The 14,647-nt window shown below is 75.2% G+C and carries 15 protein-coding genes; 8 read left to right on the top strand and 7 right to left on the bottom strand.

What is annotated here, in order from left to right:
* Nucleotides 1-9: 9 nt before the first annotated feature.
* Nucleotides 10-1,035: a 6-phosphofructokinase gene (locus CRP39_RS03980; protein ID WP_097204530.1), complete on the bottom strand. Its 1,026-nt coding sequence runs from the start codon at nucleotides 1,033-1,035 to the stop codon at nucleotides 10-12.
* Between the two features lie 82 nt (nucleotides 1,036-1,117).
* Here CRP39_RS03980 and CRP39_RS03975 point away from each other — a divergent pair, with 82 nt between their 5' ends.
* Complete coding sequence (locus CRP39_RS03975) at nucleotides 1,118-2,002, top strand: SDR family oxidoreductase (protein ID WP_097204527.1); 885 nt, start codon at nucleotides 1,118-1,120, stop codon at nucleotides 2,000-2,002.
* A gap of 87 nt (nucleotides 2,003-2,089) precedes the next feature.
* Nucleotides 2,090-3,307, top strand: coding sequence for a cytochrome P450 family protein (locus tag CRP39_RS03970; RefSeq protein WP_097204525.1), 1,218 nt, complete (start codon nucleotides 2,090-2,092; stop codon nucleotides 3,305-3,307).
* Nucleotides 3,308-3,320: 13 nt separating this feature from the next.
* On the opposite strand, the gene CRP39_RS03965 is transcribed toward CRP39_RS03970, so the two are convergent.
* Nucleotides 3,321-3,809, bottom strand: a complete 489-nt coding sequence (locus CRP39_RS03965; RefSeq protein ID WP_097204523.1) for a polyadenylate-specific 3'-exoribonuclease AS — start codon at nucleotides 3,807-3,809, stop codon at nucleotides 3,321-3,323.
* A gap of 82 nt (nucleotides 3,810-3,891) precedes the next feature.
* Between CRP39_RS03965 and glpK the strand changes: the two genes are divergently transcribed.
* Nucleotides 3,892-5,367 (top strand): glycerol kinase GlpK, encoded by a 1,476-nt coding sequence (gene glpK / locus CRP39_RS03960; RefSeq protein ID WP_097204520.1) that lies wholly within the window; start codon nucleotides 3,892-3,894, stop codon nucleotides 5,365-5,367.
* Nucleotides 5,368-5,369: 2 nt separating this feature from the next.
* The gene (locus CRP39_RS03955; RefSeq protein WP_097204518.1) at nucleotides 5,370-5,672 is read left to right on the top strand and encodes a DUF6221 family protein; all 303 of its coding nucleotides are present in this window, start codon (nucleotides 5,370-5,372) and stop codon (nucleotides 5,670-5,672) included.
* A 36-nt stretch (nucleotides 5,673-5,708) separates the two neighbouring features.
* Here CRP39_RS03955 and CRP39_RS03950 read toward each other — a convergent pair whose 3' ends face one another.
* Nucleotides 5,709-6,473 carry a lysophospholipid acyltransferase family protein gene (locus tag CRP39_RS03950; protein WP_245853548.1) on the bottom strand — a complete coding sequence of 255 codons (765 nt, stop codon included), beginning with the start codon at nucleotides 6,471-6,473 and terminating at the stop codon, nucleotides 5,709-5,711.
* 122 nt (nucleotides 6,474-6,595) lie between these two features.
* Here CRP39_RS03950 and CRP39_RS03945 point away from each other — a divergent pair, with 122 nt between their 5' ends.
* The 3 genes from CRP39_RS03945 (at nucleotide 6,596) to CRP39_RS03935 (ending at nucleotide 9,476) form a co-directional block, all read left to right on the top strand.
* Nucleotides 6,596-7,474 (top strand): alpha/beta hydrolase, encoded by an 879-nt coding sequence (locus CRP39_RS03945; RefSeq protein ID WP_245853546.1) that lies wholly within the window; start codon nucleotides 6,596-6,598, stop codon nucleotides 7,472-7,474.
* On the top strand, nucleotides 7,471-8,157 hold the full coding sequence (locus tag CRP39_RS03940) for a hypothetical protein (protein ID WP_097204513.1): 687 nt from the start codon (nucleotides 7,471-7,473) through the stop codon (nucleotides 8,155-8,157). The genes CRP39_RS03945 and CRP39_RS03940 overlap by 4 nt, the downstream gene beginning before the upstream one ends.
* Before the next feature lie 83 nt (nucleotides 8,158-8,240).
* Nucleotides 8,241-9,476 (top strand): ornithine cyclodeaminase, nickel-pincer nucleotide-dependent, encoded by a 1,236-nt coding sequence (locus CRP39_RS03935; RefSeq protein ID WP_097204511.1) that lies wholly within the window; start codon nucleotides 8,241-8,243, stop codon nucleotides 9,474-9,476.
* Nucleotides 9,477-9,518: 42 nt separating this feature from the next.
* Here CRP39_RS03935 and CRP39_RS03930 read toward each other — a convergent pair whose 3' ends face one another.
* Genes CRP39_RS03930 through CRP39_RS03915 form a run of 4 tightly spaced genes read right to left on the bottom strand, consistent with a single transcriptional unit; the run spans nucleotide 9,519 to nucleotide 12,609 of the window.
* On the bottom strand, nucleotides 9,519-10,526 hold the full coding sequence (locus CRP39_RS03930; RefSeq protein ID WP_245853544.1) for an ROK family glucokinase: 1,008 nt from the start codon (nucleotides 10,524-10,526) through the stop codon (nucleotides 9,519-9,521).
* Entirely contained in the window at nucleotides 10,527-11,015 is a 489-nt protein-coding gene (locus CRP39_RS03925) for a hypothetical protein (RefSeq protein ID WP_097204509.1), read from the bottom strand.
* Nucleotides 11,012-12,169, bottom strand: coding sequence for an ArsA family ATPase (locus tag CRP39_RS03920; protein WP_097204507.1), 1,158 nt, complete (start codon nucleotides 12,167-12,169; stop codon nucleotides 11,012-11,014). The genes CRP39_RS03925 and CRP39_RS03920 overlap by 4 nt, the downstream gene beginning before the upstream one ends.
* A gap of 8 nt (nucleotides 12,170-12,177) precedes the next feature.
* On the bottom strand, nucleotides 12,178-12,609 hold the full coding sequence (locus CRP39_RS03915) for an SRPBCC family protein (protein WP_097204504.1): 432 nt from the start codon (nucleotides 12,607-12,609) through the stop codon (nucleotides 12,178-12,180).
* 152 nt (nucleotides 12,610-12,761) lie between these two features.
* On the opposite strand from CRP39_RS03915, the gene CRP39_RS03910 reads away from it, so the two are divergent.
* A complete protein-coding gene (locus CRP39_RS03910) occupies nucleotides 12,762-14,612 on the top strand; it encodes an AMP-dependent synthetase/ligase (protein ID WP_097204503.1) in 1,851 nt (616 codons plus the stop codon).
* The last annotated feature ends 35 nt before the right edge of the window (nucleotides 14,613-14,647 follow it).

Below are 14,647 nucleotides of genomic sequence, written 5' to 3'. Positions count from 1 at the left end.
TGCCCTCCGTCAGCCGAAGAAGACCTCGACCTCCGCGTACCGCTCCACCGGCACCAGCTTCAACCGGGCGGTCGCCGCGGTCAGCGGCACGCGGACGATGTCGGTGCCGCGCAGCGCCACCATCACCCCGGACTCGCCGTCGTGGACGGCGTCGACGGCGGCCAGCCCGAACCGGGTGGCCAGCACCCGGTCGAACGGCGAGGGGGTGCCGCCGCGCTGGATGTGGCCGAGCACGACCGCCCGCGCCTCCCGGCCGGTGCGCTGCTCGATGAGGGAGGCCAGCGCGGTGCCGATGCCGCCGAGCCGCACGTGGCCGAACGCGTCCTTCTCCCCCGCGGCGAGCACCATGCCGCCGTCCTTGGCCACCGCCCCCTCGGAGACCACGACGATGGGCGAGTAACCGGAGTCGAAGCGGTGCTGGCAGTGCGCGACGACGGCGTCGACGTCGAAGGGCTGCTCCGGGATGAGCACGACGGTCGCTCCGCCGGCCATCCCCGCGTGCAGCGCGATCCACCCGGCGTGCCGGCCCATGACCTCCACCACGAGCGTGCGGTGGTGGCTGTCGCCGGTGGTGTGCAGCCGGTCGATGGCCTCGGTGGCCACGCCCAGGGCGGTGTCGAAGCCGAACGTGTAGTCCGTGGCGTCCAGGTCGTTGTCGATCGTCTTCGGGACGCCGACGACCGTCAGGCCGGCCTCGGCGAGCTTGGTGGCCACCCCGAGGGTGTCCTCCCCGCCGATCGGGATCAGCGCGTCGATGCCCAGCCGCTCGAGGTTGGCGATCACCCGGTCGGCGCCACCCTCCAGCGCGTAGGGGTTGGTCCGCGAGGTGCCGAGCACGGTGCCGCCGCGAGGGAGGATCCCGCGGACGGCGGCGAGGTCCATCGGCACCGTGTCGGCCTCCAGCACGCCCCGCCAGCCGTCGCGGAAGCCGACGACCTCGTCGCCGTGCTGGGTGACGCTCTTGCGGACCACGGCCCGGATGACCGCGTTGAGGCCCGGGCAGTCACCGCCGCCGGTCAGGATGCCGATGCGCATGTCCGTCCTCCGCGGGAAGGGTCCTGGCTGCTCGGGGGTTGGTCCGGGTCATGATGCCGCACCCGGGGCCGGGCCACTCGTGATGCGCACGATCGCCGTCACCGGGGCCACCGGCACGCTCGGTGGCCGGGTGGCCGCCCGCCTCGCCGGACGGGACGACGTCACGGTGCGGCTGGTGGTGCGCGACGCCGGCCGGGCGCCGCGGCTGCCGGACGCCGAGGTGGTCGCCGCACCCGGCGGCTACGCCGACGGGGCCGGGCTCACGGCGGCCCTCGACGGCGTGCACACCCTCTACCTCGTCTCCGCGGCCGAGGCCGAGGACCGCGTGCAGCAGCACCTCACCGCCGTCCGCGCCGCCGCCGACGCCGGGGTGCAGCGGGTGGTCTACACGTCCTTCCTGGGCGCCGCGCCCGACGCCGTCTTCACCCTGGCCCGCCAGCACGCCACCACCGAGGACGCGCTCACCGCGACCGGGGTGCGCACCACGGTCCTGCGGCACGCGATGTACGCCGACTTCGTGCCGTTCTTCGCCACCCTCGAGGAGGGGCGGGCGGTGATCGCCGCCCCGGCCGGAGACGGCCGGGCGTCCTTCGTCTCCCGCGACGACCTCGCCGACGTCGGCGCCGCCGTCCTGCTCGACGACTCCCCCGCCCTGGACGGGGCCGTGCTCGACGTCACCGGGCCCGCGGCGCTCTCAGTGGACGACGCGGTCGCCGTCCTCGCCGAGGTCACCGGCCTGCCCGGGGAGTACCGCCCGCAGACCGTCGAGGAGGCGTGGGCCACCCGCCGTCCCTCCGGGCACCCCGACTGGGAGGTGGAGGGATGGGTGACCAGCTACCTGGCGATCGCCGCGGGTGAGCTGGCGACGGTGACCGACGTCGTCCCCACGCTCACCGGCCACCCCGCGCGGACGGTGGCCGAGCACCTGCGCGCCCACCCGGAGGACTGGGCGCACCTGCGGCCCTGAGCCGAGCGGCAGGGCGTCGACCTCCTGCGCGTCCGGTGCCAGGCTGGTCGGGTCCACGGGGAGCCGCACGACCGGAGGGAGACGGCCGTGACCGTACCCGCCACCCCGCTGGCCGAGGCCGCCGAGCTGGCCGACCCCTGGCCCGTCCTCGCCGCGCTGCGCGAGAGCGGGCCGGTCCGTCGGCTCGACCCGAGGCTGCGCCTGCCCGTGTGGGTGGTCGCGCGCTACGAGGACGTGCTCGCGGCGCTGTCGGACCCACGGCTGAGCAACGACCCGCACCACGCGGTGGCCCTGCGCAGCCTGCTCCGCGGCGACTTCCTGAGCCGCAGCATGATCGGCACCGACCCCCCGGAGCACACGCGGCTGCGGCGGCTGGTGTCGAAGGCCTTCACCGCCCGCCGGGTCGAGGCGCTGCGGCCGCGGGTCCAGCAGATCACCGACGCGCTGCTGGACCGGATCACCCCGCGGGGCACCGCCGAGCTCGTCGGCGAGTTCGCCCTCCCGCTGCCGATCACCGTCATCGGCGAGCTCCTCGGCGTCCCGGCCGCCGACCGGGAGCGCTTCCGCGCCTGGACCGACGAGGTGCTGGACCAGCCGTTCGACCCGCAGGAGGACCTGGCGCGCGTGACGGCGGCGCGCGAGCGGATGCACGGCTACCTCGCCGACCTGGTCCAGGCCAAGCGCGCCAGGCCCGCGGACGACCTGCTGACCGACCTGGTGGAGGCGACCGACGAGGGTGAGCGGTTGGACGCGCAGGAGCTCCTCGCGATGACCTTCCTGCTGCTCGTCGCCGGGTACGTCACCACCGTCAACCTGATCGGCAACGGGACGCTGGCGCTGCTGCGCTCGCCCGACCAGCTCGACCGGCTGCGCGCCGACCCCTCCCTGGTCCCGCAGGCGGTCGAGGAGCTGCTCCGCTTCGACGGCCCGGTCAACCCCGGGCTGACCCGCTACGCCGTCGAGGACCTCGAGATCGGCGGGGTGACCATCCCGCGCGGCGACGTGGTGCTGCTCGCCGTCGCCGCGGCCGACCGGGACCCCGACCGCTTCCCGGACCCCGACTCGCTCGACGTCGGAGCGGCCGGCCCCGGGCACCTCGCCTTCGGGCACGGCGTCCACTACTGCCTCGGCGCGCCGCTGGCCCGGCTCGAGGGGCAGATCGCGTTCACCCAGCTGCTGGCCCGGCTGCCGGACCTGGCCCTCGCCGTGGACGAGGACGCGCTGCAGTGGTCGGCCGGTGGCGTCCTGCGCGGCCTGAAGGAGCTGCCGGTCACCTTCACCCCGACGCCGGTCACGGGCGCCTGACCGCCGGGGGCCGTCAGCGGGGCCGTGCGCCCTCCATCGCCTGCCAGCGGGCGAGGTTGTAGCGGGCGTCGACCAGCGCGTCGTGGGTGCCGGGCGGCTTGGGCGGCAACGGCGGCTGCCCCAGGTCGTCCCAGCGCTGGCGCAGCTCACGGGTGAACCGCGGGATCGGCCGGGGCAACGCCGGCATCGCACCCCACAGCTGGCACAGCGCCACGTGGTCGTAGGCGGCGAACCAGGCCCAGAGCTCGATCTCCTCACCGGGCCCGGTGAGGAAGGCCAGCAGGTCGTCCCGGATGCGCTGCCGGCTGCGCCACGCCCGGTCGGCCGGCGGGGGCAGCTGGTCGAGGACGTTGCGCCGCACCCAGGGGATGGCCCGGCGCTCGTCGAACTCGGTGCTCACGGCGTAGAACTCCCGCCCGGTGTCGTCGACGACCCCGATCGACACCAGGTCGATCGTCGTGCCGTCCTCGATGAACTCGGTGTCGTAGAAGAACCGCCGCACGCACCCACCGTAGGCGGAGCGCTCTGGTCGGTGTCCGTCGCCGCGCTGCTCGACGCGGGGACCACCGGCTAGGTTCGGGCCCATGCCGGTGCTGGCGATCGACGCGGGGACGACCGGGGTGACCGCGCTGGTCGTGGGCGAGGACGGTGCCGTCCTCGCCCGCGGCTACCGCGAGTTCGCGCAGCTGTTCCCCCGGCCGGGCTGGGTCGAGCACGAGCCCGAGGACATCTGGACGGCGACCCTCGCCGCGTGCCGCCAGGCGCTGGCCGGCACCGACGCGCAGCCCACCTGCGTGGGGATCACCGACCAGCGGGAGACCGCGGTCGTGTGGGACCGGCGCACCGGCCGGGCGCCCCGGCCGGCGATCGTCTGGCAGGACCGGCGCACGACCGGCATCTGCGACCGGCTGCGCGAGGCGGGACACGAGGACCGGGTCGCCGAGCTGACCGGGCTGCGACTGGACCCCTACTTCACCGGCACCACGTTCTGCTGGCTGGCCGCCGAGGAGCCCAGCCTGTGGGCGGGGGTCCGCGACGGCAGGCTGGCCCTGGGCACGGTCGACTCGTTCGTCGTCTCCCGGCTGACCGGCGGGGCGGTGTACGTCACCGATCCGAGCAACGCCTGCCGCACGCTGCTCTACGACCTCGAGGCGGGTGGGTGGTCCGAGGAGCTGTGCGCGCTGTTCGACGTCCCGCGGTCGGCCCTGCCGGAGGTGGTGCCCAGTTCCGGCGTCGTCGGCACGACCAACCCCGACGCCTTCCTCGGGCTGCGGTTGCCGGTCGCGGGCATCGCCGGCGACCAGCAGGCCGCGCTGTTCGGCCAGGCCTGCTACTCCCCCGGCACGAGCAAGTGCACCTACGGCACCGGCTCGTTCGTGCTGACCAACACCGGGGCCACGCCGGTCCGCTCGGGTGCCGGGCTGCTCACCACCGTGGCCTGGGACCTCGGCGACGGGCTGGTCTACGCGCTGGAGGGGTCCATCTTCGTGACCGGCGCGGCGGTGCAGTGGCTGCGCGACGGGCTGGGCCTGATCGACTCCGCCGCCGAGATCGAGGGGCTGGCGCGCACGGTGCCCGACTCCGGCGACGTCGTCTTCGTCCCCGCGCTGACCGGCATGGGCGCCCCGCACTGGGACCCGCACGCCCGGGGCGCGATCGTCGGCCTGACGCGGGGCACCACCCGCGCGCACCTGGCCCGGGCCACGCTCGAGGCGATCGCCTTCGAGGTGCGCGACGTCGTCGACGTCATGGTCGACGAGGCGGGGCTGGAGGTGCCGGAGCTGTCCGCCGACGGCGGCGCCAGCGCCAACGACCTCCTGCTGCAGCTGCAGGCCGACCAGCTCGGCGTACCGGTGCGCCGGCCGGTGGTCACCGAGACGACGGCGCTGGGCGCGGCGTTCCTCGCCGGGCTGGGCACGGGGGTGTGGTCGACCACCGACGAGCTGGCCGCGACCTGGTCGCTGGACCGCCGGTTCGAGCCGGTGCCGGGACGCCGGGACGACGGCCGGCACGACCGCTGGCGGGCCGGCCTCACCCGCGCCGGCGGCTGGGCGCGCTGACGATGCCGGCGACCGGACGCCACGCGGACCTGCCCCTGCGGGACGGTGACCTCGTCGAGTTCCTGCTGGCCCGCTTCGACGAGGACGAGGAGGCCGCCCGCTTCGTCCAGCTCAGCCCCGCGCCGGGCAACCGGGCCCTGGTCGCCCACGTGCTGCGGGACGCCGCGGCCAAGCGGCAGCTGGTGGAGTACTTCCGCGACCTGGAGCGGCAGGGCAGGCGCGGCGACACCATGGACAACGCGCTGCGGCTGATCGGGCAGACCTACGCCGACCACCCGCACTACCGCCCGGAGTGGCGCCCCTGAGGACGGACCCCCGGCCCCGTCCAGGGCGAGGGGCCGTCAGCCGGCCAGGGTGTCCGGGGCGCGGTCGGCGGCCTCGTCGGTCGGGGGCTGCATCCCGCGGATGACCTCCGACGCGCTCGCACCCGTGGCGTCCATCGACTTCTTGACCTTCGCGCCGTAGACGTCGACGTACTCCTGCGCCGACAGCGTCATGATCTCGTACATGATCTCGTCGGTGATCGACCGCTCCACGAAGCGGTCACCGGCCAGCCCCTCGTAGCGGCTGAAGTCCAGCGGCTCCCCGAAACGGACGCACACCTTGGGCAGCTTGTCCCCCACCAGCGGCAGCCGGCGCGGCCGGTAGACCATCGCGACGGGGACGACGGGGACGCCGGTCTCCAGCGCCATCCGCGCCACCCCGGTCTTGCCCCGGAACAGCCGGCCGTCCGGCGAGCGGGTGCCCTCGGGGTAGATGCCCAGCAGCTTGCCGTCGCGGAGGATCCGCAGGCCGGTCCGGATCGCGTTCTCGGCGGCGGACGCGCTGCTGCGGTCGATCGGCACCTGCCCGGCGCCGGAGAAGAACGCCCGCTGCAGGAAGCCCTTGACGCCCGCGCCGGTGAAGTACTCCGCCTTGGCGAGGAACGTCACGCGGCGGCGCAGCGAGAGCGGCATGAACACCCAGTCCGCCGCGGACAGGTGGTTGCTGGCGAGGATCGCCGCACCCGTGCGGGGGACGCTGTCCACGCCCTCGGCCCGGGGCCGGAACAGGACCTTGACGACGGGGCCGACCGCCACGAACTTGAGGAACCAGTAGAACAACACGCCTCCCTCGGGGGCTGCCAGACTAAGGAGCCCGGCGGTCGATGGACAACGTGAGGTCCGCACCGCCGGTCCCAGCCCGCGCTTGCCGGTCGGCACCACCGCCGACGCCGAGGAGGACCACCGTGCCCACTGACGAGGCACCTCCACCAGGTCTGCTGCCCGGCGCCGAGCCGTTCGCGTTCCCCGGCGGCACCGACGGTGGCGGCACCGGCGTCCTGCTGCTGCACGGGTTCACCGGCTCGCCGTTCAGCATGCGGCCGTGGGGTGAGCACCTGGCCGCGGCGGGTTTCGCCGTCCGGGCGCCGCTGCTGCCGGGCCACGGCACCCGCTGGCAGGACTGCAACCTGACCACTGAGCGGGACTGGGTGGACGCCGTCTCCAGCGCCTTCGACGAGCTGGCCGCCGAGTGCGACCGCGTCGTCGTCGCGGGCCTGTCGATGGGCGGCACCCTGGCGATCCGGCTGGCCGAGCTGCGGCCGGACGACGTCGCCGGCCTGGTGCTGGTCAACCCCTCGCTGCTCACCCAGCGACTGGACGCCAAGCTGCTGCCGCTGCTCGCCCGGCTCACCCCCAGCTGGACACCGATCGGCAACGACGTCAAGAAGGCGGGGGTCACCGAGCTGGCCTACCCCAGGCTGCCGACCCGTGCGGTGCTCGGTCTGCGCCGGCTGTGGACGGCCACCCGGGCGGACCTCGCCCGCGTGACCGCTCCCCTGCTGGTGTTCCGCAGCGTCACCGACCACGTCGTCGAGCCCGCCTCGGTGCGGGTGCTGCTGGCCGACGTCTCGAGCGCCGACACCGCTGAGGTGCTGCTCGAGGACAGCTACCACGTCGCCACGCTCGACAACGACGCCCCACGCATCTTCGCCGACTCGGTGGACTGGATCCGCGCCCGCGTGCCGGCCGTCGAGAGGAAGACGACGGGCGAGCTCGCGCGTCCGTGCATGGAGGCGGCAGCTGCGCGAACGCGGGCGACCAGTGCCGGCGAGGAGCACTCGTGAGCGGCCCCCGACGCGGCCGCGGCCGCCGGGACAACGGGCTGGACGCCGCCCTGTGGTCCCCGCTGCGCGACGTCGACCCCCGCGTCGGTGAGCACCTGCTCGACGTGCTGCGCGACGCCGGCATCGCCGCCTACCTGGAGCCCTCGGCCGACGTCGAGCCCTACACGCGGACGGTGTCCCTGCCGAGCCCGCCGACCGACCGCCTGTTCGTCGACCGCGCGCGCAGCGGCGAGGGCCGGGCGCTGGTCGAGCAGCACGTCGACGAGCACGTCCCCGAGCGGACGCGGGCTCCGCGCGCGCCGCGTCCGGACGTCGACGAGGACGCCGAGTGGGCCCGGATCGTGGCCGCGTTCGAGGCCGAGAACGGCCGCACCGCCGTGGCGGACGAGCCCTCCGACGCCCCTCCTCCGCTGCCGGCCGAGCCGGAGGTGCTGGACCGGCCGGAGGAGCACTACGAGCCGCCGCCGCCCCCGCCGGTGCCGGCCCCCGCGCCCGCCTCGCTGTACGCGGTGCTGCTGATCGCCGTCGGGGCGGTGCTGGTGGTGGCGCCGCGGGTGCTGCGGCTGTCCCCGGACGTCGGCCTGGTGCTCGGCGTCGCCGCGGTGGTCGGCGGGGTCGCGATGCTCGTGTCGCGGATGCGCGAGCGGTCGACCGAGGACGGCGACGACGGCGCCGTGGTCTGAGCGAGGACGCCCCATCCATCGGACGCTCGCTGCGGGACCCAGCAGGGGCCACCGGGCGTCACGGATCCCATAGCCTCCGGCGTGTGGACGCCGCGCTGCACTCGACCACCGTCACGCTGGTCGGCCACCTCATGGACACCGGCGTCCTCGCCCGCGTGCTCGACGACGTCCTCGAGTACGGCGGCGACTACCGCATCGAGGACCTCGCCCTCGGTCGGCAGCACGAGGACGAGTCGCGCGCGACGGTGCGGGTCAGCGCCGGGGACGCCGAACTGCTCGACCGGATCGTCATGCGCCTGCAGACCCACGGGGCCAACGCCGTCGACCCGGGGACGGCGACCACCCGCCCGGCACCGGCCGACGGCGTCTTCCCCGACGACTTCTACTCCACGACCAACCTCGACACGTTCGTGCGCCTGGACCGGGAGTGGCTGCCGGTCGACCGCGCCGAGATGGACTGCGGCCTGGTGGTCACCGAGCAGGGCGGGCGCGTCGTCGTCCACACGGTGCCGGTGAGCGACGTGCGGGCCGGCCAGGCGGTGGTGTGCGGTGCGCACGGCGTGCGGGTGGAGATGCCGCCGTCGGTCCCCCGCGGCGAGGAGGAGGCCTTCGGGTTCATGTCGTCGGTGGCTTCCAGCGAGAAGCCGCAGGGACTGCTGGTGCGGCAGATCGCCGAGCGGATGCGGGAGGTCAAGGCCGCCGGGAAGAAGGTGCTGTGGGTCGGCGGGCCGGCCGTCGTCCACACCGGGGCGGCCCCGGCGATGGTCCGGCTGGTCGACGCCGGCTACGTCGACGTCCTCTTCGCCGGGAACGCGCTGGCCACCCACGACATCGAGTCGGCGCTGTACGGCACGTCGCTGGGCGTCGACCTCGCCAAGGGGTCGGGAGTGCCGCACGGCCACGAGCACCACATCCGGGCGATCAACACGATCCGGCGGGCGGGTTCCATCGCGGCGGCCGTCGGGTCCGGCGTCCTGACCGGCGGGGTCATGCACGCGATGGTCCGCGCCGGCAAGCCGTTCGTGCTGGTGGGCTCGGTGCGCGACGACGGGCCCCTGCCCGACGTGTACACCGACGTCATCGAGGGTCAGCGGGCGATGCGCGCCGAGCTGCCGGACGTCGGGTTCGCGATCATGGTGGCGACGATGCTGCACGCGATCGCGACCGGGAACATCCTGCCGGCGTCGGTGCCGCTGGTCTGCGTGGACATCAACCCGGCGACGGTCACGAAGCTGGCCGACCGCGGCAGCGCCCAGGCGATGGGCATCGTCACCGACATCGGCCTGTTCCTCGAGCAGCTCGCCCGCGAACTGACGTGAGGGAGTGGATCCGTCGGCGTGACCCGCATGGATCCACTGCGTTCACCCCGCGCCCTCCGAGGCGGCGCGGCGCACCAGGTCCGCGGCGCCGACCAGGCCCGCCTGCGGGCCGAGCCGGGCGGCCACCACGCGGGGGCCGGGCCGGAAGCCACGGCCGGGCAGCGCCCGTTGCAGCCGTTCCCGCGCCGGGCGCAGCACCATCTCGCCGAGCACGCTGACGCCCCCGCCGATGACGACCACCTCGGGGTCCAGGACTGCGGCGAGGTCGGCGATCCCCTGCCCGAGCCAGGAGCCGACCTCGGCCAGCAGCTCCAGGGCCAGCGGATCGCCCTCGGCCGCGGCCCGCGCGACGTCCTCCCCGGTGAGCCGGTCGGCCTCCCCGCCGACCCGCTCCAGCAGCAGCGCCGCGGCCGCCGGGGAGCTGCGGGCCACCTCGCGGGCGGTCTGCCCGAGCGCGGTGCCGCTGGCGTACTGCTCCCAGCAGCCGCGGTTGCCGCACGCGCACAGCCGCCCGTCGGGGACGACGCGCATGTGCCCCCACTCCCCCGCCACGCCGTGCGACCCGCGCTGCAGCCGGCCGTCCATGACGATGCCGCCGCCGATGCCGGTGCCGAGCGTGATCATCAACGCGAGGTCGGCGCCGGTGGCCGCGCCGTAGCGGTACTCGGCCCAGGCGGCGGCGTCGGCGTCGTTGCCCACCCACATCGGCCGTTGCAGCCGCGTCGCGAGGTCCTTGCGCAGGGTCGAGTTCCGCCAGGCCAGGTGCGGGCTGAACAGGACGGTGTCGCCGGTGCGGTCGAACCAGCCGGCCGCGCCGACGCCCACGCCCACCAGCGGACCGCCGTGCACGCGCGCGAGGTCGTCGACGACGGCGGCGATCGCGTCCTCCGTCTCGCTGACCGAGAATCCGGGGGTGGCCCGGCGGGCGGTGGCGAGCAGGGTCCCGTCCGGGGCGACGACGCCGCCGGCGACCTTGGTCCCGCCGATGTCGATGCCGAGCGCCGGGAGGTCGGCGGCGTCCGGCTGCGGGGAGCGCGGGATGGCGGCCACTCAGGCGATCTCGATGCGCTGCACGGGCACCGCCGGCTCCGGCACGGCCGCACCGTCGGCCGCAGCCCCGCCGTCGGCGGGAGCGGTGCCGTCGGCCGCAGCCCCGCCGTCGGCGGGAGCGGTGCCGTCGGCCGGAGCGGTGCCGTGGGCCGGAGCCGTGCCGTCGGCCGGAGCGGTGCCGTGGGCCGGAGCGGTGCCGTCGGCCGGAGCGGTGCCGTGGGCCGGAGCGGTGGCCGGGGACTGCTCGGCGAAGGAGCGCAGCGCCGTGGCCGCGGCACCGAGCACGTCGGCGAGGGCGGCGGTCACCTCGGGCCGCTCACCCCGCACGACCGCGGCGACCTGGCAGACCGGGCACCAGCGGCAGTCGGCCGGGTGGCCGGGCTCCGCCCCGGTGGTGCGGGCGCCGCTCCGCGCGGCCTCGCCGAGGGTCTGGCCCAGGCCGGCGACCAGCCGGCGGGCCTGCTCGACCCAGTCGGGTTCGTCGGTCATGTGCTGCTCCCCTCGGCGGCCAGCAGGTCGGCCGGCCACTGCTGTGGATCGGGTGTGAAGGTGACCTCGAGCCGGGCCCGCGCGGTGCCGGCGTCGGCGAGCTGCCCGGCGGTCACCAGGCACCGGCGCAGGAGCGCGTCGAGCCGGATCGACCGGCGGGCCCCGGCGACGGTGACCACGAGGTCATCCTGCCAGCGGGTCAGTTCCAGGCCCTCGCGCTCGGCGAAGGGCAGGGCGAGCACCAGCCGTCGGCCGCCGTCGACGCGCTCGGACACGGGGAGGAAGGGAGCCGCGGGGACGGCGTCGTCGTCCCCGTCGGGGAGGAGCGCGGCGAGCGCGACGACGTCCTCCGGTGCCTCCGGGGACTCCTCGACGCGCCGCACGGGGGCCAGCTCGGCGAGCGCGGCGAGGACGGCCTCCTGCTCGGCGCCGCGCCGGCGCCACCACTCCCCCGCCCCGTCGGCGGGGAGCACCCGCGTGTGGACGGCGGTCGGCCGCTGCCCGTGCAGCGCCAGGGCGGTCACCGCCGCGCGCAGCACCGGCACGGCGTCGGGGCGGGGCGGGGCGACCAGCCGGACCTCGGTGGTGGCCGGGTCGGTGAGGTCCACCCGGCCGAGGAGCTGCTCGAGCGCGGGCACGGCGTCCAGCGCCGCGTCGACCGGCCCGCGCTGGACGGCACCGGCCCGGACCGCGGCGGTGCGGACGGCGCCCAGCATGCGCAGCCGCGTCGGCAGCGCCTGGTGCAGCCACCAGCGCAGCACGCCGGGCAGGCCGACGAGCGCCGCACCGGAGGGCAGCGGACCGGCGTCGACCACGACCCGGTCGACCTCGGCGTCGTCCACCGCACGCGCCAGGCGGGCGAGCAGCGCGAGGTCCCGGGCGCCGGGCAGCGGGACGACGGAGCTCGGTGGCGGCAGCGCGACCCCGGGGACGGCCGCCGACAGCGCAGTGAGCGAGGCATCCCAGAGCGACTCGAGGGCGCCGAGGGGTGCCACCGGGTCGACGGTCAGGCCGGGGACCGTGGACCACCCCGGGGGCGGCGCGGCGGTCAGCAGCAGGGTGCGGCGGCCGGAGCGCGCGGCCCGGACCGCGGCGGCCGCCGCGAGGGTCGAGGCACCGGCTCCACCGGGGCCGGTGAGGAGCAGCGTGCGCACGGAGCCGGTCAGCCCTCGACGCGCTTCTTGAGCTCCTTGAGGGCGGTGTCGAGGATGACCTTCTCCGCCTTCCGCTTGAACATCCCCAGCAGCGGGAGGTGGGTGTCGATGGTGATCCGGTAGGTCACCTCGGTGCGGCCGCCGCGCTCGTCGAGGGTGTAGGAGCCCTCCTGGCGCTTCTGCATCTGGCCCTGCACGAGGTGCCAGGAGACCCGGCGGTCGCCGTCCCAGTCGTACTCCAGGACGTAGTCGTCCTTGACCATCCCCGCGTCGATGACGAAGTGCACGCGGCGGGCCCGGCCGTCGGGGCCGGCCTCGACGACCTCGACCTGCTGGGCCGCGGCGACCCACTGGGGGTAGGCCTCGAAGTCGGCGATGACCGCCATGACGTCCGCCGCGGGAGCCTCGACGGTGATCGACTGGGTGGACTGGTCGGCCATGGGCAGCAGGCTAACCGCTCCCCGTTCTGTCGCCCGGTCGTGGCACGTGCGCCTGCTACTCACCGGTAGCCCCCAGCGGCTAGATTTGGGCCGTCCCGGTCCGGGGCCGCAGGCGACGGTGCCGTGGTCGGGCGGGGAGGAGAGGACCAGGCGTGCGCGAGTTCAGCGTCCCGGCGACGACCGAGGTGCGGGCCGACGAGGCCCTGCCCGACCTGCTCACCACCAACGTGACCGCGCACGGCGACGACGTCGGCCTCCGGGTCCGCCGCGACGGCCGGTGGGAGGACGTCACCTGGCGGGAGTTCGGCGCCCAGGTGGACGGCGTCGCCAAGGGGCTGATCGCCTCCGGCGTCCAGGCCGGCGACCGGGTCGCCCTGCAGGCCAAGACCCGCTACGAGTGGACCGTCCTGGACTTCGCCATCTGGGCCGCCGGCGGTGTCGTCGTCCCCGTCTACGAGACCTCCAGCCCCGACCAGGTGGCGTGGATCCTGTCCGACTCCGGTGCCCGCGCCGCCGTCGTCGAGCGCCCCGAGCACGCCGAGGCGGTCGACTCCGTCCGCGACCAGGCGCCGGAGCTGGGCCCGGTGTGGGTCATCGACGACGACGCCCTGGGCACGCTGACCGCCGCCGGGGCCGACGTCCCGGACAGCGAGCTGCAGGCCCGCCGCGCCACGCTCCACTCCTCGAGCCCGGCCACGATCATCTACACCAGCGGCACCACCGGGCGGCCCAAGGGGTGCGAGCTCACCCACGCCAACTTCCTGTTCGAGATCGGCAACGGGATGACCCTGCTGGACCGGTTCCTCAACGAGGACGGGTCGCTGCTGCTGTTCATCCCGCTGGCGCACGTGCTCGCGCGGGTGCTGGAGGTCGGCGCGGTCAAGACCCGCACCGTCATCGGCCACACCGCCGACGTGTCCAACCTCGTGGCGGACCTCGGCGCCTTCCAGCCGACGTTCGTCCTCGCCGTCCCCCGGGTGTTCGAGAAGGTCTACAACCAGGCGAAGGCCAAGGCCGAGGGCGACGGCAAGGGGAAGATCTTCGACCGGGCGGCGCAGGTGGCCATCGACTGGTCCCGCGCGCAGGACACCGGCGGCCCCGGGCTGCTGCTGCGGGCCCAGCACGCGCTGTTCGACAAGCTCGTCTACGGCAAGCTGCGGGCCGCTCTCGGAGGGCGCTGCCAGGGCGCGATCTCCGGCGGCGCCCCGCTCGGTGAGCGGCTCGGCCACTTCTTCCGCGGCCTCGGCGTCACCGTCTACGAGGGCTACGGGCTGACCGAGACCACCGCGGCGGCCGCGGTGAACCACGACGCCGCCTTCCGGATGGGCACCGTCGGCCGGCCGCTGCCCGGTGTCCAGGCCGCGATCGCCGACGACGGGGAGATCCTCATCCGCGGTGGGATCGTGATGCCCGGTTACTGGAAGAACGAGCAGGCCACCGCCGAGGCCATCGACCCCGACGGCTGGTTCCGCACCGGCGACCTGGGGGACATCGACAGCGACGGCTTCATCCGGATCACCGGGCGCAAGAAGGAGATCCTGGTGACCGCGGGCGGCAAGAACGTCGCCCCGGCGGTCCTGGAGGACAGGCTGCGCGCCCACCGGCTGATCAGCCAGTGCATCGTCGTCGGCGACCAGCGCCCGTTCATCGGCGCGCTGATCACCCTCGACGAGGAGGCCCTCCCGGCCTGGCTGGAGTCCAAGGGCAAGCCGGCCGGCACGTCGGTGGGCGAGCTGACCGAGGACTCCGACGTCCTGGCCGAGATCGAGTCGGCGGTCACCGAGGCGAACAAGGCGGTGTCCAAGGCGGAGTCGATCAAGAGGTTCCGGGTCCTGGCCACCGACTTCACCGAGGCGAACGGGATGCTCACCCCGAGCCTCAAGCTCAAGCGGGCCGTGGTGATGAAGGAGTTCGACGCCGAGGTCGAGGCCATCTACCAGAAGGACCCCGCTGCCCCCCACCCCTCACAGGCTCGGGGCGGGACCCTGCAGCAGGGCCGCTGACCCGCCGAGCCCCGTCCCGCTCCGTGTGCGGGGCG

This window comes from Geodermatophilus sabuli (genome assembly GCF_900215145.1).
Classification (GTDB): Bacteria; Actinomycetota; Actinomycetes; order Mycobacteriales; family Geodermatophilaceae; genus Geodermatophilus; species Geodermatophilus sabuli.
This window is presented reverse-complemented; position numbering and strand designations above follow the sequence as displayed.